The sequence below is a fragment of the Rhodoferax sp. GW822-FHT04A08 genome (assembly GCF_058801025.1).
Genome location: NZ_JBXAMW010000001.1, coordinates 591,373 through 614,963 on the forward strand (window position 1 = coordinate 591,373; position 23,591 = coordinate 614,963).

A 23,591-nucleotide genomic window follows, 5' to 3' on the forward strand; every position below is an offset into this window, starting at 1 on the left:
GAGGGTCAACCCTCCAGCCGCGTGGTGAGATCCAGCCATTGTTCTTCGAGTACCTTGAGCTCCTGATTCACCAGCTTCAGGCGCTTGCCAGCCTCGGCAATTTCGGACGGGTGCGGATTGGTAGACAGTTTGGCTTCCAGCGCGGCCCCCTCTGTGTTGAGGGTGGCCATCTTGTCCTCCACCGCCTGCAGTTCTTTCTTCCATTTGCGGATCTGCTCCGGCGTATTGGTCGGTGGCGCGACCGGCTCCGGCGTCACGGCAGCCTTGGGTGCCTGCGATTTGGCTTGTTCCTTGGCTGCTTCGCGCTGGCGTTTGGCTTCGTCCAGCAGGTAGCGCTGGTAGTCATCCAGGTCGCCGTCAAAGGGCTCCACGCCGCCGCGTGACACCATCCAGAACTCATCACACACGGCGCGCAGCAGTGCGCGGTCGTGGCTGACCAGCATGACGGTGCCTTCGAATTCGTTCAGTGCCATGGACAGCGCTTCACGTGTTGCCAGGTCCAGGTGGTTGGTAGGCTCGTCCATCAACAGCAGGTTGGGGCGCTGCCACACCAGCATGCACAACACCAGGCGCGCTTTTTCGCCACCGCTCATGCTGCCCACGGCCTGTTTGACCATGTCGCCGCTGAAGTTGAACGTGCCCAGGAAGCTGCGCAGGTCCTGCTCCCGTGTGGGTTGGCTGCCAATCTTGCCGCTGGCCGCCAGGTCCTTGGCGAGGCGGATCATGTGCTCCAAGGGATTGTCGGTGGGGCGCAGCACGTCGAGTTCCTGCTGCGCGAAGTAGCCGATATTCAGCCCCTTGCCTTCGGTCACTTCGCCGCCCAATGGCGCGAGATCGCGGGCAATGGTCTTGACCACGGTCGATTTGCCCTGGCCGTTGGCGCCGAGAATGCCGATGCGCTGGCCAGCCAGGACCGACTTGCTGACGTTACGCACGATGACGGTGGGCGGCGTCTTGGGCGGTGCGTCTTCTGGCGGCGGGTAACCGAAGCTCACGCCTTGCATGGACAGCATGGGGTTGGGCAGATTGGCCGGCTCGCTGAATTCGAAGGTGAAGTCGGCTTCTGACAATAGCGGAGCAATCTTCTCCATGCGGTCCAGCGCCTTGACCCGGCTTTGGGCCTGCTTGGCCTTGCTGGCCTTGGCCTTGAAGCGGGCGATGAACTTCTGCAAATGCGCGATCTTGTCCTGCTGCTTGGCATAGGCGTTTTGCTGCAGCTCCATCTGCTCGGCACGCATGTCTTCAAACTTGCTGTAGTTGCCGCCGTAGCGCACCAGCTTGCCGCCATCGATGTGCAAGGTTACGTTGGTCACTGCGTCCAGAAATTCGCGGTCATGGCTGATGACCACCATGGTGCCTTCATATTTCTTGAGCCAGGCTTCCAGCCACACCAGTGCGTCCAGGTCCAAGTGGTTGGTGGGTTCGTCCAGCAACAGCAGATCGGAGGGGCACATCAGCGCGCGTGCCAGTTGCAGGCGCATGCGCCAGCCGCCTGAGAAGCTGTTGACGGGGTTATCCAGCTCGGTGGTCTTGAATCCCAGCCCCAGGATCAGGGCCTGGGCGCGGGCTGCGGCGTCATATTCACCAGCATCGTGCAGGCCGGTATAGGCATGCGCCATGCGGTCATAGTCATCGGTAGCTTCCGCGGCCGCAACTTCGGCCCGTGCCGCAAGCAGCGCCACATCGCCTTCCACCACGAACTCAGTGGCACTTTGGGATGTTTCCGGCATGTCCTGCGCCACCTGGCCCATGCGCCATTGGGTGGGGATGAAGAACTCGCCGCCGTCTTCGTGCAGCGAACCATTCAGCAGCGCAAACAGGGACGACTTGCCCGCACCGTTGCGCCCCACCAGACCGACTTTTTCACCGGGGTTGAGTGTGACGGACGCGCCATCGAGCAGCACCTTGACGCCGCGGCGCAAGGTGATATTTTTCAAATTGATCATAGAAGCGCGTCGCGCGTAAGTAAGAGGACCTGGTCTTCGCCAGCGCTGGTTTCCAGCCAGACGGCAGCAAGATCAGGAAAGGCGGCTTCAAAGAAGTCGCGCTCGTGGCCTATTTCAAGGACCAGAACTGCACCCTCGTTCATGTACTGAGGGGCGTTCTTGAGCAGGGTGCGGACAAAGTCCATGCCGTCGGTGCTGCCTGCCATATTGCCGTCCAGCGCAATGGCCGGTTCGGCCTGGTATTCCGGGGGCAGGGTGGTCATGCTGTGTGCGTTCACATAGGGTGGGTTGCACAGAATCAGGTCGTAGCTGCGTGGCACGGCATGGAGGCCGTCGCTCTGGTACAGGGCAATGCGCTCCTGCAGATGGTGGCGCTCCACATTGATCGCCGCAACGGCCAGCGCGTCTGCCGAGATGTCTGCGCCGTCCACCACGGTATCGGGGTACACCAGGGCCGCGATGATGGCCAGGCTGCCGTTACCGGTGCACAGGTCCAGCACGGTGTGCGTCGCGTCCGTAAGCCAGTAGTCCAGGCTGCCATTGACCAGCAACTCGGCGATCAGCGAGCGCGGAACGATCACGCGCTCGTCCACATAGAACGGCAGGCCCTGCAACCAGGCCTCGCGCGTCAGGTAGGCGGCGGGCTTGCGTGACGAGATCCGGGCTTCGATCAGCAGGGCGCACTCCTCGATTTCGGCAGCGCTCACCGGGCGCATCTCCTGCGAGTCGTCACCTTCCAGCGCGGTATCCAGCGGCAAGCCCAGGCGCCACAGAACCAGCCAGGCAGCTTCGTCGCGTGCGTTGGTTGTGCCGTGGCCAAAATGTACCTGCGCCTGGCTCAGACGCTCGGCAGAGTTTTCGATAAGTTCCAGCAGCGTCATGTGCCAGCCTGACGGTTGAGCAAATGCAGCGTGCGCTTGTAGATGTTTTTCAAAGGCTCGATGTCGGCGACACGCACATGTTCGTTGATCTTGTGGATGGTCGCGTTGGGCGGGCCGAGTTCGATCACTTGGGGGCAGATCTGCGCAATGAAGCGCCCGTCGCTGGTGCCACCGGTGGTGGAGAGCTGGGTGTCTATGCCGGTCTCGTCACGAATGGCATGCACCACCGCATCCACCAGTGTGCCGGGCGTGGTGAGAAAAGGCAGGCCGCCCACCACCCAGGTCAACTCATATTCCAATCCATGGCGGTTCAGCACCTGCGTCAGGCGCTGTTGCAGGGACTCGACCGTGGATTCGGTGGAAAAGCGGAAATTGAAGTCGATGACCACATGCCCCGGTATCACGTTGCTGGCGCCGGTGCCACCATGGATATTGCTCACTTGCCAGGTGGTGGGCGGGAAGAAAGCGTTGCCGGCATCCCACTGGATGGCGACCAACTCCGCCAGTGCTGGCGCCATCTGGTGAATGGGATTGCGGGCCAGGTGCGGATAGGCGATATGGCCTTGCACACCCTTGACGGTGAGCTTGCCGCTCATGGTGCCCCGGCGGCCGTTCTTGATCATGTCGCCGGTGCGCTCCACCGAAGTGGGCTCGCCCACGATACAGTAGTCCAGCTTTTCGCCTCGCGCCTTGAGCGTGTTGCAGACGACGACGGTGCCGTCGTTTGCGGGGCCCTCTTCATCGCTGGTAAGCAGCAGCGCGATGTTCAGCGCAGGGGAGGGGGTATCGCGCAGAAACTCTTCAATGGCCACCACAAAGGCGGCCAGCGAGGTCTTCATATCTGCAGCACCGCGGCCATAGAGCTTGCCGTCCCGGTGCGTGGGTACAAAGGGGGCGCTCTGCCATTCGTTGAGCGGCCCGGTAGGAACTACGTCGGTATGACCAGCGAAAACCAGCGTGGGAGCGCCGGCAATCGGGCTGCTGCGCTTGGCCCAGAGGTTGGTAACCCGGAAATCATCCGGACCACTGACAATGGATTCGCACACAAAGCCCAAGGGGGCGAGGCGTTCTGCGATCAGTTGTTGGCAACCCTCGTCCAGAGGGGTGACCGAAGGGCGGGCAAGAAGTTGTTCCGTCAGATAAAGGGTGGATCCCATCAGTGCTTCACATCCAGTGTGATTTCGGTGAATGAGGCGCCTTCTTCTTCCTCCTGCGGCTCCACAGCAGCCTGTGCCTTGGTCGTGAAATCGTTTTGCATGCGCCACATCAGGTTGGTGGGCGAGTCGGCGTGGGACAGGCCTTCCTTGCGATCCACCACACCGCTGACGATCAGGCGCGCAATGTCTTGCTCGAAGCACTGCGAGCCTTCGGCCATGGACTTTTCCATGGCTTCCTTGACGCCGGAGAAGTCGCCTTTTTCAATCAGTTCGGAAATCAGCTTGGTATTGAGCATGATCTCCACGGCAGGGGTGCGCACGCCCGAGGTGGTACGCAGCAGGCGCTGCGAAACGATGGCCTTCATGGCCGCGCCCAGGTCGCCCAGCATGGTGGCGCGCACTTCCACCGGGTAAAAGCTCAGGATGCGGTTGAGCGCCTGGTAACTGTTGTTGGCGTGCATGGTGGCCAGGCACAGGTGGCCGGATTGCGCGTACGCGATGGCCGCTGACATGGTCTCACGGTCGCGGATTTCGCCGATCAATATCACATCGGGTGCTTGGCGCAAGGCGTTCTTGAGCGCCGTCTGCAAGTCCTTGGTGTCCGTGCCGATTTCGCGCTGGTTGACCACCGACTTTTTGTTCTTGAACAGGAATTCGATCGGATCCTCAATGGTCAGGATATGGCCGGTCACATTTTCATTGCGATGGTCCATCATGGAGGCCAACGTGGTGCTTTTGCCAGCGCCGGTAGCCCCAACCATCAGTATCAGGCCGCGCTTTTCCATGATCAGATCGGCCAACACCATGGGAACGTTCAAGTCTTCCAGGGGCGGCACATCCACTGCGATGTAGCGAATCACCGCAGCCACCGTACCGCGCTGGCGCATGGCACTGACGCGAAAACGCCCGACACCGGCAATCGGAAAGCCCATGTTCAGCTCACCCTCTTCATCCAGCTCCGCCATGCGCTCCGGTGGAAGCACTTCAGCCAGCAGGCTGCGTGGCGCATCAACCGGCAATATCTGCGAGTTGATCGGCACGCACTGCCCGTTGATCTTGATGAGGGCTGGCGCCATGGCTGACAAATAGACGTCGGACGCCTTCTTCTCGCCCATCAGGCGAAGAATCCGTTCCATTGTTCCCGTCGGAGTTGTCGTAGCCATGTGCAGCCTCCCGAAGAAATGAATTTAGTCGCGCAGCAGGTCGTTCAATGACGTCTTGGCCCGGGTCTGGGCATCCACGCGCTTGACGATGACAGCGCAATATAGGCTGTACTTGCCGTCTGCGCTAGGCAGATTGCCAGAGACAACCACGGAACCAGCAGGAATGCGGCCATAGCTCACGGTGCCGGTGGCGCGGTCATAGATCTTGGTGCTCTGGCCGATGTACACGCCCATGGAAATGACCGAGTTCTCTTCCACGATCACGCCTTCGACCACTTCGGAGCGGGCACCGATGAAGCAGTTGTCTTCGATGATGGTGGGGCCAGCCTGCATGGGTTCGAGCACACCGCCGATGCCTACGCCGCCGGAGAGGTGCACGTTCTTGCCGATCTGGGCGCAGGAGCCCACGGTAGCCCAGGTATCCACCATGGTACCTTCGTCCACATAGGCACCAATGTTCACATACGACGGCATCAGGATTACGCCCTTGCCCAGGTAGCTGCCGCGGCGGGCCACGGCGGGCGGCACCACGCGCACGCCGGACGCCTTCATGCCTTCTTCGTCCATGTGGGCAAACTTGGTCGGCACCTTGTCGTAAAAGCCCAGGTCGCCCGCCTTGATGATGTCGTTGTCCTTGAGGCGGAAGCTCAGCAACACGGCCTTCTTGATCCACTGGTGGGTAGTCCACTGGCCGACCGATTCACGGGTGGCCACGCGCAGCTTGCCGGAATTGAGCTCGGCAATCACATGCTCGACGGCTTCGGTAACTTCCTTGGGGGCGCTGGCGATGGACAGGGAGGCACGGTTTTCCCAGGCTTGGTCGATGATGGTTTGCAGTTGTTGTGTCATGGCAAATGGTTGTGGTTGGAATCAGGATCTGGATTGCACGAACTGGACGATGCGCTGCGCAGCTTCCACGCATTCCTCGGTTTCAGCGACCAAGGCCATGCGGATGCGACCGGCGCCGGGGTTGAATCCTTGCGCTTCGCGCGCCAGATAGCTGCCCGGCAATACCGTCACATTGTAATTTGCGAGCAAGTCCCGCGCGAAATCGGTGTCACTGCCCTGGACCTTGGCCCACAGGTAGAAGCCTGCGTCTGGCAGCGCCACGTCCATCACGGCAGACAACATGGGTGTGACCTGGGCAAACTTGGCCCGGTATTTGGCGCGGTTTTCCACCACATGGGCCTCGTCATCCCAGGCCGCAATGCTGGCGGCTTGTACCACTGCACTCATGGCGCTGCCGTGGTAGGTGCGGTAGAGCAGGAACTGCTTGATCAGTTTGGCGTCACCGGCACAGAAGCCGCTGCGCATGCCCGGCACGTTGCTGCGCTTGGACAGGCTGGTAAACGAGACCAGATTCCTGAAGTCGCTACGCCCCAGCTTGGCTGCTGCTTCCAGCCCACCCAAAGGCGGCTCTTCGCGGAAATAGATCTCGCTGTAGCACTCATCGGAGGCGATCACAAAACCATACCGGTCACTCAGGGCAAACAGTTTCTCCCATTCGGACAGGGGCATGACCGCGCCTGCAGGATTGCCGGGGGAGCATACAAAGAGCAACTGGGTACGCGACCACACAGCCTCGGGCACGCTATCCCAGTCCTGTGCGAAGTTGCGGGCTGGATCGGACGGCACAAAGTAGGGTTCTGCACCGGCCAGATATGCGGCACCTTCGTAGATTTGGTAGAACGGATTGGGGCACACCACCGTTGCGGATGTGCCACTCGCGCCGGGGTTTATGACGGTCTGCGCGAATGCAAAGAGCGCTTCCCGGGAGCCGTTGATGGGCAGTATCTGGGTAGCGCTGTCGAGCTTCAGTGCGTAGCGACGCTCCAGCCAATGTGCCATGGACGCGCGCAAGGCGGGGTCACCCGCAGTGGCCGGGTAAACCGACAACCCACCGCTGTTCTGGATGGCATCGCAATAGGCCTGCTTGACCAGATCCGGCGCGGCATGGCGGGGCTCGCCAATACCCAGGCTGATGGGGGAATAGGCGGGGTTGGGCGTGACTTGGGCAAACAGCTGCCGCAAGCGCTCAAAAGGGTAGGCCTGCAGGCGGGACAAATTGGGGTTCATGGTGCGGAATTATGTCTGAGCATTGGCTACACTCGCACAGGCTTGGCATGCTGTTGTCTGCCAAGCCTGTGCATGAGGAGTGCTATTCAATGTCAACGCCAACATTCACCTATCTGGATACCGAGCTGGCCTTTTCCCAAATTGGTGATGCGCAAGTGATGGACAGCATGCTGGTCATGTTGCAGGAGTCGTTGCAGCGGGATATTGCGCTGATAGCCGATCTGCTGGCTTCGGACGAACTGGCCGGCGCCAACCGGGTGCTGCATGCTCTCAAAGGTTTTGTACCCATTTTTTGCCATGAAGGCTTTTGCACGCAGGTGGTCGACGTGGAGGCAAAGAGCAAGGTGGGCCCCTCCAGCAATGTTGCGCAGGCCTATGCGGCCCTCCGACCCGAGTTGCAGCGGCTACTGGATGACGTCAACACGTATCTGGCGCAGAGCCGAAGCGCTGCCTGAACGAATCACGGAGCCCTCCATGGATATCAAAAGAGCGCGCGTTGTGGTGGTCGAAGATGAAAAAATCATGTGCACATTCGTCATGGGCAATTTGCGCCGGCTGGGCATTCTGGATCTGTTTGCCTTTGAGGACGGTGCCTCTGCCATGCGTGAACTGCCCAACCTCAAGCCCGACCTGATCATCACCGACGTGCACATGCAACCCGTTGGCGGTATTGAGTTTGTGCGCAGCCTGCGGGCCTCACCCCATTCCCAACTGGCCAATACGCCGGTGATTTTCCTGAGTGCGGATTCCAGCGCGGCCACTGTGGGCGAGGTCCTGCCGCTGGGTGTTGCGGGGTACATCGTCAAGCCGCCCAGCCTGGCTGCCATGGACGCAAAAATAGAACTGGCCCTCAATGGCCCCAAAGGCAGCAAGCCGCGCTAGCAGCCGCTACCGTGCAAGGAGTTGCCTGCACGGTATCATCCAAGCTTGTGCCGCGCCGATGCGGCTCCAGAAGTTTCAATGAAATCAACCGCTTAACGCAAGCTAGACCGTCACGTGCGTCTCAATTCAATCAAGTTATCGGGCTTCAAGTCATTTGCAGAACCCACCAACTTCCTGTTGCCGGGCCAACTGGTCGGCGTGGTGGGGCCCAATGGTTGCGGGAAGTCCAACATCATGGACGCGGTGCGCTGGGTCCTGGGTGAGAGCAAGGCCAGCGAGCTGCGCGGCGAGTCCATGCAGGACGTGATCTTCAACGGCACCAACACGCGCAAGCCGGCCAGTCGCTCCAGCGTGGAGCTGGTATTCGACAACACCGACCACCGTGCCGGAGGCCAGTGGGGCCAGTTTGGCGAAATCGCCGTCAAACGGGTGCTCACCCGCGACGGAGGCTCCAGCTACTTCATCAACAACCAGCCAGTGCGCCGCCGCGATGTGCAGGATGTGTTCCTGGGCACCGGTCTGGGGCCACGCGCCTACGCCATCATCGGCCAGGGCACCATCAGCCGCATCATCGAATCCAAGCCGGAAGAGTTGCGCCTGTTCCTGGAAGAAGCTGCGGGCGTGTCCAAATACAAGGAACGCCGGCGCGAGACTGAGAACCGGCTCAGCGACACCCGCGAAAACCTCACCCGCGTCGAAGACATCCTGCGCGAGCTCAATGCCAATCTGGAAAAGCTGGAGAAGCAGGCCGAGGTTGCGCAGAAGTACAACACTCTGCAGGCCGAAGTCACGCAAAAGCAGCACCAGCAGTGGTTTCTGAAGCGCGCCGAGGCGCTGGCCGACCAGACCAAGGTGCAGACCGAAGGCCTGGCCGCCGTCAATGCGCTGGAAGCGCGCATGGCCGATTTGCGCCATATCGAATCCGAGCTGGAATCCGTGCGCCAGGCGCACTATGCCGCCGGCGATCAGGTCAACCAGGCCCAAGGGCTACTGTACGAAGCCAGCACCGATGTGGGCCGCTTGGAGGCAGAAATCCGCTTCGTGGTGGAAGGTCGCCAGCGCGTGGAGCAGCGCCTGGTCACCCTCAAGGAACAGATCGCCCAATGGGCTACCCGCAAGGAAGATGCGCAAGCCGAGATGGAGCGCCTGGCCGAAGTAGCCCTGTTGGGCGAAGAGCAGGCCGAACTGTTGGCCGCCCAGGTGGAAGACCAGGCCCAGCAACTGCCTGCTATGGAAGTGTCTCTGGCCCAGGCGCAGGCCGCTGCCAATGAGCAGCGTGGCGCAGTCGTGCAGGTGCAGCAGCAAATCCAGGTGCTGGCCGCAGAGCAACGCAACATCGAAGAGCAAAGCCGCCAGCTCGGCACCCGCCGCGAACGCCTGTCCGCCGACCGCAATGCGCTCGCGGCGCCGGATGAGGAACGGCTGCAATCGGTGCAGGAGCAGCTGGAAGAGTCGCAAGAAGCCAAGGCCATTGCGGAAGAACGTCTGCATGAGCTGCAGGAATCGGTCCCCGCGCTGGACGAAGCCCGCAGCCAGGCCCAAAAGACCGTCAATGAAGAGTCCGCACGCCAGGCCGATCTGTCGGCGCGGTTGGAAGCGCTCAAGACACTGCAGGAAAAGGTCAAGACCGACGGCAAGCTGCAGCCCTGGCTGGCGCGGCATGGGCTGGACCACCTGCAGGGCTTGTGGAGCCGCATCCATATCGAACAGGGCTGGGAAAATGCCCTGGAGGGCGCTTTGCGCGAGCGCCTGGGTGCCCTGGAAGTGTCGCGCCTGGAGATGGTGCGCGCCTTTGCCAATGACGCGCCTCCTGCCAAGCTGGCGTTCTATACGCCGCCCCTGGCCGCGGTACCCGAAAGCGCCTCGGCCTTGCCACGCCTGTCGGACTTGCTGCGCGTGCACGATGCAGGCCAGCGCGGTGTGCTGGTGGACTGGCTGCACGGCTGCTACACCGCTGCCAGCTTTGAAGATGCCCTGGCCCAACGCAGCCAGCTCAAGCCGGGCGAAGCCATTTATGTGAAGTCCGGCCATGTGGTGAGTTCCCATGGCGTGAGCTTTTACGCCCAGGACTCCGAGCAAGCCGGTCTGCTGGCGCGTGCCCAGGAAATCGAGAATCTGGAAAAGCAGCTGCGCGCCCAGATGCTGATCGCCGACGAATCGCGTCTGGCCCTGTCGCGAGCTGAAAGTGCCTACGCGCAAAGTGCCCAGGCGCTGGTGACCGCGCGGCGCGAAGCGGCCGATGTGCAGACCCGCAACCACGCCTTGCAGGTGGAGGCCCTGCGCCTGACCCAGTTGGCCGAACAGGCGCGCGCCCGTAGCGCCCAGATCGAAAGCGATATCGCCGAGGTGGATGCCCAACTGGAAGATCTGCAGGAGCGCCGCGCTACGGCAGAAGGTCGTTTCGAGGCGCTGGACATGCAGTTGGCAGACAGCCAAGAGCGCCACGCGCAGCTGGAAGAAGCCGTCATCGAATGGCAGGGCAAGCTCAACCAGTGCCGCGAGCAGCAGCGCAGCCTGGAGCGCCAGGCGCAGGAAGCCAGTTTTGCGCAGCGCAGCCTGCAGGCGCGCAATGCCGAGCTGTCGCGGGCCATGGAAACGGCAGACCAGCAAACGGCATCCATCCATGCCGAAGAGCAACGTGCCCAGGAAGAATTGAACCGCCTTACCGATGCAGCCGCACAGGCTGGTCTGCAGAACGCCTTGGCCCTGAAGCTCGAACGCGAACAGGCCCTGGCCGCCAAGCGCAGCGAATACGATGACCTGACCGCCAAGCTGCGCGGCAGCGACGAGCGCCGCATGCAGCTCGAACGCGAGCTCGACCCCTTGCGCCAGCGCATCACCGAATTCCAGCTCAAGGAACAGGCCGCCCGCCTGGGCTTTGAACAATACGAAGCCCAGCTCGCGGATGCCGGTGCGGATCTGGCGGCCATCGAGCAAAGCATCAAGGACGGCAATGTGCGTCTGTTTGGCATGCAGAGCGACATTGACCGCATCCAGCGCGAAATCACCGCCCTGGGCGCAGTCAATCTGGCCGCATTGGATGAGTTGACCGCCGCCCGCGAACGCAAGACTTTCCTGGATTCCCAAAGCGCCGACCTGACCGAGGCCATGAACACGCTGGAAGACGCCATCCGCAAGATCGATGCGGAAACGCGCGATCTGCTGTCGGGCACCTTCAACCAGGTCAACGAGCATTTCGGCCGCATGTTCCCCGAGTTGTTCGGCGGCGGCAATGCGCGGCTGGTGATGACGGGCGATGAAATCCTGGACTCTGGCGTGCAGGTGATCGCCCAGCCGCCCGGCAAGAAGAACCAGACCATCCACCTGCTGTCGGGTGGAGAAAAGGCGCTGACCGCCATCGCGCTGGTGTTTGCGATTTTCCAGCTCAATCCCGCACCGTTCTGTCTGCTGGACGAAGTGGATGCGCCGCTGGACGATGCCAACACCGAGCGCTATGCCAAGCTGGTGGCCAGCATGAGCAAGAGCACCCAGTTCCTGTTCATCAGCCACAACAAGATCGCCATGGAAATGGCTGAGCAGCTGATCGGCGTGACCATGCAGGAACAGGGCGTATCGCGCATCGTGGCAGTGGACATGGAGTCTGCGGCCACCTTCGCCGAACTGGCTTGAGGGCTAGCACAAGATGAGCAATTTACAGATTGGATTGGCCGTCGCCGGTGGACTGGCGTTGGTCGGTGTCGTGGGCTACAACACCTGGATGTCGCGCAAGAATGCGCCACGCCAGGCTGCCCCGGACGCGCTCGTAGAACCCGCCATGGACGCGGTGGAGCCCAGCTTTACCGAGGCGCAGGTTCACGCCACCGACATGGCTTTGCCTACGCCGGCCAAGAAGCCAGCTTTGGATGCACTGATCGATGTGATTGCACCACTGGCGCTGGACCCCAGCGCTGCACCGGTTTCCGGGGAAGCCGCCATTGCCGCACTACCGGCCACACGCCGAGCTGGCACCAAGCCGTTTGCAGTGGAGGGCTTCAACACGAACACCCAGCAATGGGAAAGCCCGGCCAACGGACAGCGCTACAGCAGCTTTCAGGCTGGGGTGCAGCTGGCCAACCGTACCGGTGCGCTCAACGAGATCGAATACTCCGAATTCGTCGTCAAGGCCCAGGCCTTTGCCGACGCCGTAGGAGCCACACCCGACTTCCCCGAGATGCTGGACGAGGTGGCGCGTGCCCGCGAGCTGGACCAGTTTGCCAGCGCACATGACGCGCAGCTGGGTTTTTGCATCCGCGCGCGCAATGCCTCCTGGAGCCCGGGCTATGTGCACCAGAACGCTGCCCGCCTGGGCTTTGTGGTCGGTGTGATCCCTGGGCGCATGGTGCTGCCCGCCGCGCAGGAGGGTCTGCCGCCCGTGCTGGTACTGAGCTTTGACTCGCAGTCCGCATTGGCCGAAGACCCAGCGCAGTCTGCGATCCGCGATATCAGCCTGCACCTGGATGTGGCCCAGGCCGATCGGGCAGAACATCCGTTTGAGCGCATGCGTGACGCCGCTTTTGCCTTGGCGGAGGGCATGGACGGCGTGGTGACCGACGACAATGGCCAGCCTTTGGCGCTGGAGACCATGGAAGTCATCGCCTCCGAGCTGCAAACGCTGTACAACACGCTGGAGCAGCGCGATCTTGCGGCCGGCTCGGCAGTGGCACGTCGGCTGTTTTCCTGAGCCATTCCCCCACCTTTTAGAAGAGCATAGGCCATGGCCAATCTGGACTTGTTTGCAACAAACCCGGACGAGGCTCAGGATCGGGCTCGGCTGGATGCACTGCGCGCACAGTTGCACACGCTGGCGCACCAGTACTACGTGCTGGACGCGCCCACGGTACCCGATGCGGAATACGACCGCTTGTTCCGGGAGTTGCAGGCGCTTGAAGCAGCGCACCCCGACTGGCTGACACCGGACTCTCCCACCCAGCGTGTGGGTGGCAAGCCCTTGGACCAGTTTGCATCGGTGCGCCACGCCGTGCCCATGCTGAGCATCCGCACCGAGACCGATACCGAGTCCAGTGGCGCTGAAGCCTTTGACGCGAGGGTACGCAAGGAGCTCGAACTCACGGAAGCGGATGCCGCAGTCGAATACGTGGCCGAGCTGAAGTTTGACGGCCTAGCCATCAATCTGCGCTACGAAAGCGGTGTACTGGTGCAGGCGGCCACCCGTGGTGACGGAGAGAACGGTGAGGACGTGACACAGAACATCCGCACCATCGGGCAGATCCCGTTGCGGCTGCCAGCTGTGGTGCCGCAGGTACTGGAGGTGCGAGGCGAGGTTTATATGCGCCGCGATGACTTTGAAGCCCTCAATGAGCGTCAGCGTGAGAAGGGCGAAAAGACCTTCGTCAATCCGCGCAATGCTGCAGCCGGTGCCGTGCGCCAGCTGGACCCTGGCATAGCTGCACAAAGGCCTTTGAGTTTTTTTGCGTATGGCCTTGGCGAAGTGACACCGGCAGAGCAGGGTGGCCCCGCCTTTGCCACCCATTACGGCATGTTGCAGACACTGAAGTCGTGGGGCTTTCCGGTTGCGGCACAAGTGGAAGTTGCGCACGGCGCGCCTGCTTTGATTGCCTATCACCAGCGTATAGCGCGTGAACGTGATCAACTGCCGTATGACATTGATGGCGTGGTCTACAAGGTCAACAGCTTGGCATTACAGCGGCAGCTCGGGTTTGTTACCCGAGAACCACGGTGGGCAGTGGCCCACAAATATCCGGCGCAGGAGGAGATCACCAAGGTATTGGGCATTGATGTGCAGGTGGGGCGCACCGGCAAGCTCACGCCTGTGGCGCGACTGGAGCCTGTTTTTGTGGGCGGAACCACCGTGTCCAACGCCACGCTGCACAACCTGTTTGAGGTGCGCAAGAAAGAAGTTCGTGTTGGGGATTCGGTGATCGTGAGGCGTGCGGGCGACGTAATCCCCGAAGTGGTGGGGAAGGTTCAAAGTGTTTTGAACCCGGAACCATTCAGGCACTATCCGCGAAGCCCCTATGTGCCCAACTTTCGCATGCCCACCAAATGCCCCATTTGTGGAAGCGATGTCGTGCGCGAAAAGGGAGAGGCAAACCATCGCTGCACGGGCGGGCTCTTCTGCAGTGCCCAACGCAAGCAGGCGATATTGCACTTTGCCCAGCGCCGTGCCGTTGAAGTTGAAGGTCTGGGCGAAAAGCTGGTGGATCAATTGGTAGAAAGCAATGTGGTCCGCACGTTGCCGGATTTGTACAAGCTCGGCCTGACGACGCTCGCCGCGCTGGAGCGGATGGCAGACAAATCCGCCCAAAACATCGTAGACGCGCTGGAAAAATCCAAGCAGACCACCTTGCCGCGCTTTCTGTTCGGGCTGGGCATTCGACATGTAGGAGAGGCCACTGCCAAGGAACTGGCGCGCCACTTTGGCTCGCTGGACGCCATCATGGACGCCAGCGAGGAAGCCCTGTTGCAGGTCAGCGATGTGGGGCCCATCGTGGCCAAGAGCATCCGTACCTTTTTTGACCAGGCGCACAACCGCGAAGTGGTCGAACAGCTGCGCGCCTGCGGCATCCATTGGGAAGAGGGCGCGCCTACGTCCGACACACCCAAGCCGCTGGCGGGCAAGACCTTTGTGTTGACTGGCACCTTGCCTACGCTGGGCCGCGATGCGGCCAAGGATTTGATCGAGGCGGCCGGTGGCAAGGTCTCCGGCTCGGTCAGCAAGAAGACGCATTTTGTGGTCGCAGGCACCGAGGCAGGCAGCAAACTCGACAAGGCCAATGAATTGGGTGTTACCGTACTGGATGAAGCCGCTTTGCTGGAGATGCTGAAATGACCGTTCGGGACATATTGAAGATGGGCGATGTGCGCCTGCTGCGCGTGGCACAGCCGGTGACGGAGTTCGACACCGATTTGTTGCACCTGCTCATCACCGACATGCTGGACACCATGCGCGCGGCCAACGGCGCGGGATTGGCCGCGCCGCAAATCGGCGTGGACCTGCAACTGGTCATTTTCGGTGGTGATGGCGCCAACCCGCGCTATCCCGATCGCCCGCTAGTGCCGCCCACGGTGCTCATCAACCCCACCATCACGCCACTGAGCGACGAAGAAGTAAGTGACTGGGAGGGCTGCCTGTCCGTGCCCGGGCTGCGCGGCATGGTGCCGCGCTGGGCACACATCCGCTACACCGGTTTTGACCAATATGGGGACGCGATAGACCGGGTGGTTGATGGTTTTCATGCCCGCGTGGTGCAGCACGAATGCGATCACCTCTGGGGCAAGCTGTATCCCATGCGGATTCGTGATTTTTCACGGTTCGGGTTTACCGAGGTGCTGTTTCCTGGCCTTGCCAGCATGGAGGATGACTGAATGACCGCAACCGGCCGGATTCATCTGTTTGCCTTTGCCTGCGCTACGTTGTTGTCGGGTTGCGCCACGACCCGCGTGGATATTGCGCCGTCGACTCCCGCGAACCTGTGCCAGCCGATCGGTCGTGAGGAGACTGCGCTGGTCCTTTGGCGCACCCAGTGGCGCCCCGATCAGAAGGATGTGCTGGAACGCGTGCAGGCGGCAGATGCCGGAATCCGGCGTTTCTTCACCACATCGACCTGCTACACACGCGCTTCTGTTCGCCGCGTGGATACGCTTGTAGAGCCGGAACAAAGCACCGATTTGCTGGTGCAGGAGTCGCAGGCGGACGTGCTGGTGGCCCTCAAGATCAAGGAGCTGGGGCCGGTGGTCAAGATACTGGCGTCACCTTCGCTGGTGGAAGGCTTCACCGAAGTGGTCTTTGATCTGTCAGTGCAGCGCCGGGGCGTGCCTGAGGGCGCAGGGGAATACTCGGTTCACTGGACCAATGGCGGCCCCGGTGTGGTCAGAGGCACGGCAAGCCTGCCCAACGACATGCACGATGCCCTCGCGGCAGCCTTCTTCGCCCACTGAAATCAGGACGCCAGAGCGTCAAGCAACTCGGTTTCGATCTCGATCTGGGTCCTGTTGTGCTGCAACTGCGGCCCCTGGATGAGGAAGGTATCTTCCACCCGTTCCCCCAGCGTCACCACCTTGGCCAGTTTCACCTCAATCTGGTGGTGTGCCAGCACACGGGTGATGGAATACAGCAGACCCTGACGATCGCTGGCCGAAATATTCAGCAGCCAGAGCTGCGCTCTCTCATCGGGACGCAGCGTCACGCGCGGCGCGATGGGGAAGCTCTTGACGCGGCGTGACACCCGGCCACGGCTGGGTGCGGGCAGCGGCGTCTCCTTGGCAATGGCATTGGTCAGGCCGCTTTCGACCATGGCGGTGAGTTCACGGAAGTGCTCGTCAATGCCACCGGCGGTGATCACCTGGAAGGTGTCCAGCGCGTAGCTGGTTTTGCTGGTGTGGACCTTGGCATCCAGGATGCTGAAGCCGCTCTGGTCAAAGTAGCCGCAGATGCGGGCAAACAGATCCGGCTGGTCATGGGTATAGACCATGACCTGCAGACCCTCGCCTATGGGCGAGCGCCGTGCCCGGACGATGGGGTGGTCGGTATCCACATGGCGGGAAATCTGCTTGGTGTGCCAGGCAATGTCGGACGCTTCGTGGCGCATGAAATAGCTCACGTCCAGCGTATCCCACAAGGGCTTGTGCGCCTCAAACGGCATGGCGTAAAGGGCCACCATCACCAGGGCTTCACGCTTGCGGGCTTCTACCTCGGCATCTGGATCGGGTGCGCGGCCGCCCAAGGCGCGGGCGGTGTACTTGTACAGGTCTTCCAGCAGCTTGCCCTTCCACGCGTTCCAGACCTTTGGGGAGGTGCCGCGGATATCTGCAACCGTCAACAGGTACAAGGCTGTCAGGTTGCGCTCGTTGCCCACGCGTTGAGCGAAGTCAGCGATGATCTTGGGATCACTCAGATCTGCCTTCTGCGCGATGCGGCTCATGGTCAGGTGCTCGCGCACCAGGAACTCAATCAGGGCCGTGTCTTCCGCATCGATCCCGTGTGCCTTGCAGAAGCGCCGGGCCTCGATCGTGCCGAGTTCGGAATGGTCGCCACCACGGCCCTTGGCGATGTCATGGAACAGTGCCGCGACGTAGAGCACCCAGGGCTTGTCCCAACCGGAAGCCAGTTGCGAGCAGAACGGGTACTCGTGCGCATGCTCCACGATGAAGAAGCGGCGCATATTGCGCAATACCATCAGGATGTGCTGGTCCACGGTGTAGACATGGAACAGGTCGTGCTGCATCTGACCGACGATGCGACGGAACACCCACAGGTAGCGCCCCAGCACCGAGGTCTGGTTCATCTGCCGCATGGCGTGGGTCAAGCCCTCGTGCTGCGTGATGATTTGCATGAAGGTCTTGCGGTTGACTGGGTCGCTGCGGAACTTGGAGTCCATCAGGTCGCGCGCGTTGTACAGGGCGCGCAGGGTACGCGCCGACAGGCCCTTGATGCCGACCGTGGTCTGGTAGACCAGGAAAGTTTCCAGGATGGCGTGCGGATTGCGCTGGTACAGGTCGTCGCTGACCACATCCAGCGTGCCGGCCTTGTCATTGAAGCGGTCGTTGATGCGCTGCGGTGTGTGCGTGGAGGGGTTCAGCCGCTCCTCGATGTTCATCAGCAGAATCTGGTTGAGCTGGGCCACGGCCTTGGCGGCCCAGTAGTAGCGGCGCATCAGGTGTTCGCTGGCCCGCACTACGCCCTTTTGATCGGCATCGCTTTCGCTGTTGCTGTAGCCAAAGGCCTCGGCCACCGCCGTTTGCAGATCGAATATCAGGCGGTCTTCACGGCGTCGAGCCAGCAGGTGCAGCCGCGCCCGGATTTGGACCAGCAGCGCCTCGTTGCGCTGGATCTGCTTGATTTCGAAGGCGGTTGCCAGACCATTCTGGGCCAGTGCCTTCCAGTTGTCGCCCAGACCCGCCGCCTTGGATACCCACAGAATGATCTGCAGGTCGCGCAGGCCACCGGGTGACTCCTTGCAATTGGGCTCCAGGGAGTAGGGCGTGTCTTCAAACTTGGTGTGGCGCTGGCGCATCTCCAGCGTCTTGGCCACAAAGAAGGCCTGGGGGTCCATGGCCGCGAAAAAGGCCTTCTGGAATTTGCTTGCCAGTTTGCCGTTGCCGGTGATCAGGCGGCTCTCGAGCAGCGCAGTTTGGATGGTCACGTCCCGTTCGGCTTCGCTCAGGCATTCCGAGAGGCTACGCACGCTGGAGCCTATTTCCAGACCCAGATCCCAGCAATTGCTGATGAACGCTTCGATGCGGCCTTTGAGGTCGGAATCGGTATCGGGCGAAGTACCGTCCGGTAGCAGCACCAGCACGTCCACATCCGAATAGGGGTACAGCTCGCTGCGGCCAAACCCGCCCACCGCAAGCAGGGCACAAGCTTCCGGTAGTGCGGCCATTTGCCACAGTTCCACCAGCATCGCGTCTACCAGGTCTGAATTGGCGCGCAGGGCGTGGCGTACGGTTCGGGTGGATGCGGCGCGTTCGCCGAGGGTCGCAAGCAGCTCCGCCTTGCGGGTGCGGTAGGTTTTGCGCAACGCGCCGATATCAGTCATGCAGCAATCGGGCTCAGGCAGCGGCTGGAACGAATGCAGGTATGGGAGGGCTGCCAGCGGACAGCGTCAACACTTCGTAGCCCGTGGGGGTGACCAGCACTGTATGTTCCCACTGGGCAGATAGCGAATGGTCCTTGGTGACAATGCTCCAGCCGTCTTTCTCGGGGCCTTCCTTGATGTCGCGTTTGCCGGCGTTGATCATGGGCTCGATGGTGAAAGTCATGCCTTCCACCAGCTTCTCCAGCGTGCCGGGGCGGCCGTAGTGCAGCACCTGGGGTTCTTCATGGAAGCCGCGTCCTATACCGTGGCCGCAGAATTCGCGCACCACGCTGAAGCCGTTTTTCTCGGCAAAGGTCTGGATGGCATGGCCGATGTCACCCAGATGGATGCCGGGCTTGACCATTTTGATGCCATGCCACATGGCGTCATAGGTGATCTGGCATAGGCGCTTGGCGGCGATGGAGCCTTCGCCTACGATGTACATGCGGCTGCTGTCGCCATGCCAACCGTCCTTGATGACGGTGACGTCCACGTTGACGATGTCGCCTTTTTTGAGCGGCTTGTCGTTGGGAATGCCGTGGCAGACCTGGTGGTTGATGGAGGTGCAGATCGACTTGGGGTAGGGCGTGTTGCCACCACCGGTGTAGTTGAGCGGCGCGGGGATGGCCTTTTGCACGTCGACGATGTAGTCGTGGGCCAGTTTGTCGATGGCGTTGGTGGTCACGCCAGGCTTGATGAACGGGGTCAGGTAGTCCAGAACTTCGGCAGTCAGTCTGCCCGCAAGGCGCATGCCTTCTATGCCCTCGGCATCTTTGATGGTGATTGTCATGCCCTCAATTATCCCATCGGGCTGGGGGCCGGGTGGGCGCGGGTAAAATTGTCCCTTTCCCGGTCCCCTCAATCCAGCCCATCTTTCAGGCCCCCACAAGTGACCCTGCATATCTCTTCCTTCGAGGGCGGCAACGCGCTCAGCAATTTCCGAGTCCAACAACTTCTGCCCGCACTGCAGGGTATTCACGAAAAAATCAACGCAATTTCCGGACGCTACATCCATCTGGTCGCCACCGAGGCTCCGTTGGATGCCGCTGCCAGCGACAAGCTGGCCGCTTTGCTCACCTATGGTGACCCGTATGCTGGCCCTGCGGAAGGCCCGGTCATCGTAGTCAGTCCGCGCTTTGGCACGGTATCTCCCTGGGCTTCCAAGGCGACCGACATTGCACACAACTGCGGCTTTACCCTCAAACGCGTGGAGCGCTTGGTGGAATACCGCCTGACCTTGAAGAACGGGTTGCTGTCCAAGACAGCCTTGACGACAGAGCAATTGCAGGCCGTAGCCGCCTTGCTGCACGACCGCATGACCGAAAGCGCCATGCTGGACCGCAGCCAGGCCAATGACCTGTTCCACGCGCTGGAAGCTACACCCATGGACCATGTGGATGTGCTGGGCGGGGGCAAGGCGGCGCTGGTGGAAGCCAACAAGAGCTGGGGCCTGGCCCTGGCCGCAGACGAGATCGATTACCTGGTGGAGGCCTTCACCAAGCTCGGGCGCAACCCCACCGACGTGGAACTGATGATGTTCGCCCAGGCCAATAGCGAACACTGCCGCCACAAGATCTTCAACGCGCAGTTCACCATTGACGGTGTGGCACAGAGCAGCAGCCTGTTTGGCATGATCCGCCACACCCACCAGCAGAATCCGCAGCATATGCTGGTGGCGTATTCCGACAATGCCTCCGTGATGGAAGGCGCAGAGGTCGAGCGCTTCGTGGCGACCGCGGCGCACAGCGTGACCGGCGACAACGGCCCGGCCGCCTACAACCGCCAGAGCGCGACCCAGCACATTCTGATGAAGGTCGAGACCCATAACCACCCCACCGCCATTTCGCCTTTCCCCGGCGCATCCACCGGTGCAGGTGGCGAAATCCGTGACGAGGGCGCCACAGGCCGTGGCTCCAAGCCCAAGGCGGGCTTGACCGGTTTTACCGTGTCCAAACTCTGGGGCGGCTGGTCGGACCAGGCCGACGGCAAGCCTGAGCACATCGCCAGCCCGTTGCAGATCATGATCGAAGGGCCTTTGGGCGGTGCTGCGTTCAACAACGAGTTTGGCCGACCCAATCTGCTGGGCTACTTCCGCGAATACGAGCAGACCGTGACGACCGACCAGGACAGTCTGCAGCGCGGCTACCACAAGCCCATCATGATTGCGGGCGGGCTGGGTGTGATTGACGCCAGCCAGACCCACAAGGTGGAGTTCCCCGCTGGCAGCCTCCTGATCCAGCTGGGTGGCCCCGGCATGCGCATCGGCATGGGTGGCAGCGCAGCCAGCTCCATGGCCACCGGTGCCAACGCGGCGCACCTGGACTTTGACTCGGTGCAGCGCGGCAACCCCGAAATCGAACGCCGGGCGCAAGAGGTGATCAACCAGTGCTGGATACTGGGCCAGAACGGCGGTCCCGATGGCCGTGGCAACCCCATCCTGGCCATCCACGATGTGGGAGCGGGCGGCCTGTCCAACGCCTTCCCCGAGCTGACCAACGATGCCGGGCGTGGAGCCCGCTTTGATCTGCGTGCCGTTCCCCTGGAAGAAAGCGGCATGGCACCCAAGGAAATCTGGTGCAACGAGAGCCAGGAGCGCTATGTGCTGGCCATTGCCCCCGAGTCGCTGGACCTGTTCAATGCCTTGTGCGAACGCGAACGCTGCCCGTTTGCGGTGGTGGGCGTGGCAACTGAAGAACGCCAGTTGGAATTGGTGGACGCAGGCAAAGAGTCACCGGTGGACATGCCCATGAATGTGCTCTTGGGCAAACCACCCAAGATGCAGCGCGATGTGACCAGCATTGCACGCCACGCCAGGCCGCTGGACTTGAGCGGCGTGACGCTGCAGCAGGCCGTTATCGACGTGTTGGCCCACCCCACGGTGGCCTCCAAACGCTTCCTGATCACCATCGGTGACCGCACCGTGGGTGGTCTGTCGCACCGCGACCAGATGGTGGGCCCCTGGCAGGTGCCGGTGGCCGATTGCGCCGTTACCCTGGCCGACTACAAAGGCTTTGCCGGTGAGGCCATGTCCATGGGCGAGCGCACACCGCTGGCCGCGCTCAACGCACCGGCGTCCGGTCGTATGGCCGTGGCCGAAGCCATTACCAACCTGCTGGCCGCTCCCATCGAACTGAGCCGCGTGAAGCTCTCGGCCAACTGGATGGCAGCCTGCGGTGAACCCGGCGAAGACGCAGCCCTGTATGCAACCGTCAAGGCCGTCGGGCTGGAACTGTGCCCGGCACTAGGCGTGTCCATCCCCGTGGGCAAGGATTCCTTGTCCATGCGCACGCAGTGGAAGGCCGCTGACGGCGACAAGAAGGTGACCTCGCCCGTGTCGCTCATCATCTCGGCCTTTGCAACTCTGGCGGATGTGCGCGGCACGCTCACTCCTCAGCTCAATGCCACGGAAGACACGACGCTGGTGTTGGTCGATCTGGGCCGAGGCAAGAGCCGCATGGCGGCCAGCATCCTGGCGCAGATACTCAACCAGAGCGGCGACACCGTGCCCGATCTGGACCAGGCGCAAGACTTGGTCAATCTGGTAAACGCCGTCAATACCCTGCGCGCCAAAGGCCAGCTGCTGGCCTACCATGACCGCGGCGACGGTGGCCTGCTGGCCACTGTGGCAGAAATGGCCTTTGCCGGCCATGTGGGCGTGAGCCTGAATGTGGACATGCTGGTCACGGAAGGCGACGGCATCAGCGACAGCCGTATGGACGTGGGCGACAGCAAGAATTGGGCAGGCCAGGTCAGCGCACGCCGTGACGAGCTCACGCTCAAGGCGCTCTTCAACGAAGAACTGGGCGTGGTGCTGCAGGTACGCACCGACCAGCGCAGCGACGTCATGCAGACCCTGCGCGAACACGGCCTGTCCGCCTTCAGCCACTTTGTGGGCAAGACCCGTCCGGCGTCGAGTGCAATCGATGCAGGCAAGGGCGAGCTGCAGATATGGCGCGACGCCAAGGCCATCTTCAGTGCGCCATTGTCAGATCTGCACCAGGTCTGGGACGCGGTGAGCTGGAAGATCTGCCAACAGCGCGACAACCCGGTCTGCGCCGACTCGGAGCACGCCGCTGCCGGCCTCGCTTCCGATCCCGGAATGCACACCCATATCCCTGCATCGCTGCAAGGGCTGCTGGAACGCGCTCCCGCCGTGCTCAAGAGCCGACCCAAGGTGGCGGTGCTGCGCGAGCAGGGCGTGAACTCCCATGTGGAGATGGCTTATGCTTTTGCCGAAGCTGGCTTTGACCCGTTTGACGTCCACATGACCGACCTGCAGACCGGGCGTGCCAAGCTGGCCGACTTCCAGGGTGTCGTGGCCTGCGGTGGCTTCAGCTATGGCGATACCCTGGGTGCCGGCATTGGCTGGGCCCGTTCCATCACCTTCAATAACGCGCTGTCGGACCAGTTCCAGGCCTTCTTTGGTCGGAGTGACACCTTTGGCCTGGGCGTTTGCAACGGTTGCCAGATGTTTGCCGAGCTGGCCGACATCATTCCCGGTGCGCAGGACTGGCCGCGTTTCACCACCAACCAGAGCGAGCGCTTTGAAGCACGCCTGTCCCTGGTGGAAGTGCTGGACAGCCCCAGCTTGTTTCTCAAGGACATGGCGGGTGCACGTCTGCCGATTGCCGTGGCGCACGGGGAAGGCTATGCCAACTTCAAGTACCGTGGCAATGCTGCCAAGGCCATTGCGGCCATGCGCTTTGTGGACCACACCGGTGTTGCTACCGAGACCTATCCGTTCAACCCGAACGGCAGCCCCGCCGGCCTCACTGCGGTGACCACGGCAGATGGCCGCTTCACCGCCATGATGCCGCACCCCGAGCGCGTGTTCCGCAACATCCAGATGAGCTGGACCGACCTGGACAAGAGCGCCCACAGCCCCTGGATGCAGCTGTGGCACAACGCTCGCAGGTGGGTCGGCTGA

General features: G+C 61.8%; 16 protein-coding genes. 8 read left to right on the plus strand and 8 right to left on the minus strand.

The window, feature by feature from the left end; translation table 11 throughout:
* Nucleotides 1-5: 5 nt before the first annotated feature.
* Genes AC1RMF_RS02795 through dapC form a run of 6 tightly spaced genes read right to left on the minus strand, consistent with a single transcriptional unit; the run spans nt 6 to nt 7,223 of the window.
* Nucleotides 6-1,946 (minus strand): ABC-F family ATP-binding cassette domain-containing protein, encoded by a 1,941-nt coding sequence (locus AC1RMF_RS02795; protein WP_493139346.1) that lies wholly within the window; start codon nt 1,944-1,946, stop codon nt 6-8.
* Nucleotides 1,943-2,827, minus strand: a complete 885-nt coding sequence (gene prmB / locus AC1RMF_RS02800) for a 50S ribosomal protein L3 N(5)-glutamine methyltransferase (RefSeq protein ID WP_342617684.1) — start codon at nt 2,825-2,827, stop codon at nt 1,943-1,945. The genes AC1RMF_RS02795 and prmB overlap by 4 nt, the downstream gene beginning before the upstream one ends.
* Nucleotides 2,824-3,984 carry a succinyl-diaminopimelate desuccinylase gene (gene dapE / locus AC1RMF_RS02805; RefSeq protein WP_493139349.1) on the minus strand — a complete coding sequence of 387 codons (1,161 nt, stop codon included), beginning with the start codon at nt 3,982-3,984 and terminating at the stop codon, nt 2,824-2,826. Before dapE ends, prmB begins: the two co-directional genes overlap by 4 nt.
* A complete protein-coding gene (locus AC1RMF_RS02810; protein ID WP_342617682.1) occupies nt 3,984-5,147 on the minus strand; it encodes a PilT/PilU family type 4a pilus ATPase in 1,164 nt (387 codons plus the stop codon). Before AC1RMF_RS02810 ends, dapE begins: the two co-directional genes overlap by 1 nt.
* Nucleotides 5,148-5,171: 24 nt before the next feature.
* Nucleotides 5,172-5,996, minus strand: coding sequence for a 2,3,4,5-tetrahydropyridine-2,6-dicarboxylate N-succinyltransferase (gene dapD / locus AC1RMF_RS02815; protein ID WP_493139351.1), 825 nt, complete (start codon nt 5,994-5,996; stop codon nt 5,172-5,174).
* Between the two features lie 21 nt (nt 5,997-6,017).
* Entirely contained in the window at nt 6,018-7,223 is a 1,206-nt protein-coding gene (gene dapC / locus AC1RMF_RS02820) for a succinyldiaminopimelate transaminase (protein ID WP_493139353.1), read from the minus strand.
* Between the two features lie 89 nt (nt 7,224-7,312).
* On the opposite strand from dapC, the gene AC1RMF_RS02825 reads away from it, so the two are divergent.
* The 7 genes from AC1RMF_RS02825 to AC1RMF_RS02855 all read left to right on the plus strand — a co-directional run bounded on the left by AC1RMF_RS02825 (nt 7,313) and on the right by AC1RMF_RS02855 (nt 16,025).
* Nucleotides 7,313-7,678: an Hpt domain-containing protein gene (locus tag AC1RMF_RS02825; protein ID WP_493139355.1), complete on the plus strand. Its 366-nt coding sequence runs from the start codon at nt 7,313-7,315 to the stop codon at nt 7,676-7,678.
* A gap of 19 nt (nt 7,679-7,697) precedes the next feature.
* Nucleotides 7,698-8,105, plus strand: coding sequence for a response regulator (locus tag AC1RMF_RS02830; protein ID WP_342617678.1), 408 nt, complete (start codon nt 7,698-7,700; stop codon nt 8,103-8,105).
* A gap of 114 nt (nt 8,106-8,219) precedes the next feature.
* The gene (gene smc / locus AC1RMF_RS02835) at nt 8,220-11,735 is read left to right on the plus strand and encodes a chromosome segregation protein SMC (protein WP_493139358.1); all 3,516 of its coding nucleotides are present in this window, start codon (nt 8,220-8,222) and stop codon (nt 11,733-11,735) included.
* Between the two features lie 13 nt (nt 11,736-11,748).
* Nucleotides 11,749-12,786 (plus strand): cell division protein ZipA C-terminal FtsZ-binding domain-containing protein, encoded by a 1,038-nt coding sequence (locus tag AC1RMF_RS02840; protein WP_493139360.1) that lies wholly within the window; start codon nt 11,749-11,751, stop codon nt 12,784-12,786.
* Nucleotides 12,787-12,819: 33 nt separating this feature from the next.
* Complete coding sequence (gene ligA / locus AC1RMF_RS02845; RefSeq protein WP_493139362.1) at nt 12,820-14,916, plus strand: NAD-dependent DNA ligase LigA; 2,097 nt, start codon at nt 12,820-12,822, stop codon at nt 14,914-14,916.
* Complete coding sequence (gene def, locus AC1RMF_RS02850) at nt 14,913-15,452, plus strand: peptide deformylase (protein WP_493139364.1); 540 nt, start codon at nt 14,913-14,915, stop codon at nt 15,450-15,452. The genes ligA and def overlap by 4 nt, the downstream gene beginning before the upstream one ends.
* The gene (locus AC1RMF_RS02855; protein WP_493139366.1) at nt 15,453-16,025 is read left to right on the plus strand and encodes a hypothetical protein; all 573 of its coding nucleotides are present in this window, start codon (nt 15,453-15,455) and stop codon (nt 16,023-16,025) included.
* A gap of 2 nt (nt 16,026-16,027) precedes the next feature.
* On the opposite strand, the gene AC1RMF_RS02860 is transcribed toward AC1RMF_RS02855, so the two are convergent.
* Complete coding sequence (locus AC1RMF_RS02860) at nt 16,028-18,625, minus strand: [protein-PII] uridylyltransferase (protein WP_493139368.1); 2,598 nt, start codon at nt 18,623-18,625, stop codon at nt 16,028-16,030.
* Nucleotides 18,626-18,638: 13 nt separating this feature from the next.
* Nucleotides 18,639-19,454 carry a type I methionyl aminopeptidase gene (gene map / locus AC1RMF_RS02865; protein ID WP_342617671.1) on the minus strand — a complete coding sequence of 272 codons (816 nt, stop codon included), beginning with the start codon at nt 19,452-19,454 and terminating at the stop codon, nt 18,639-18,641.
* 99 nt (nt 19,455-19,553) lie between these two features.
* Here map and purL point away from each other — a divergent pair, with 99 nt between their 5' ends.
* Nucleotides 19,554-23,591 (plus strand): phosphoribosylformylglycinamidine synthase, encoded by a 4,038-nt coding sequence (gene purL, locus AC1RMF_RS02870; protein ID WP_493139371.1) that lies wholly within the window; start codon nt 19,554-19,556, stop codon nt 23,589-23,591.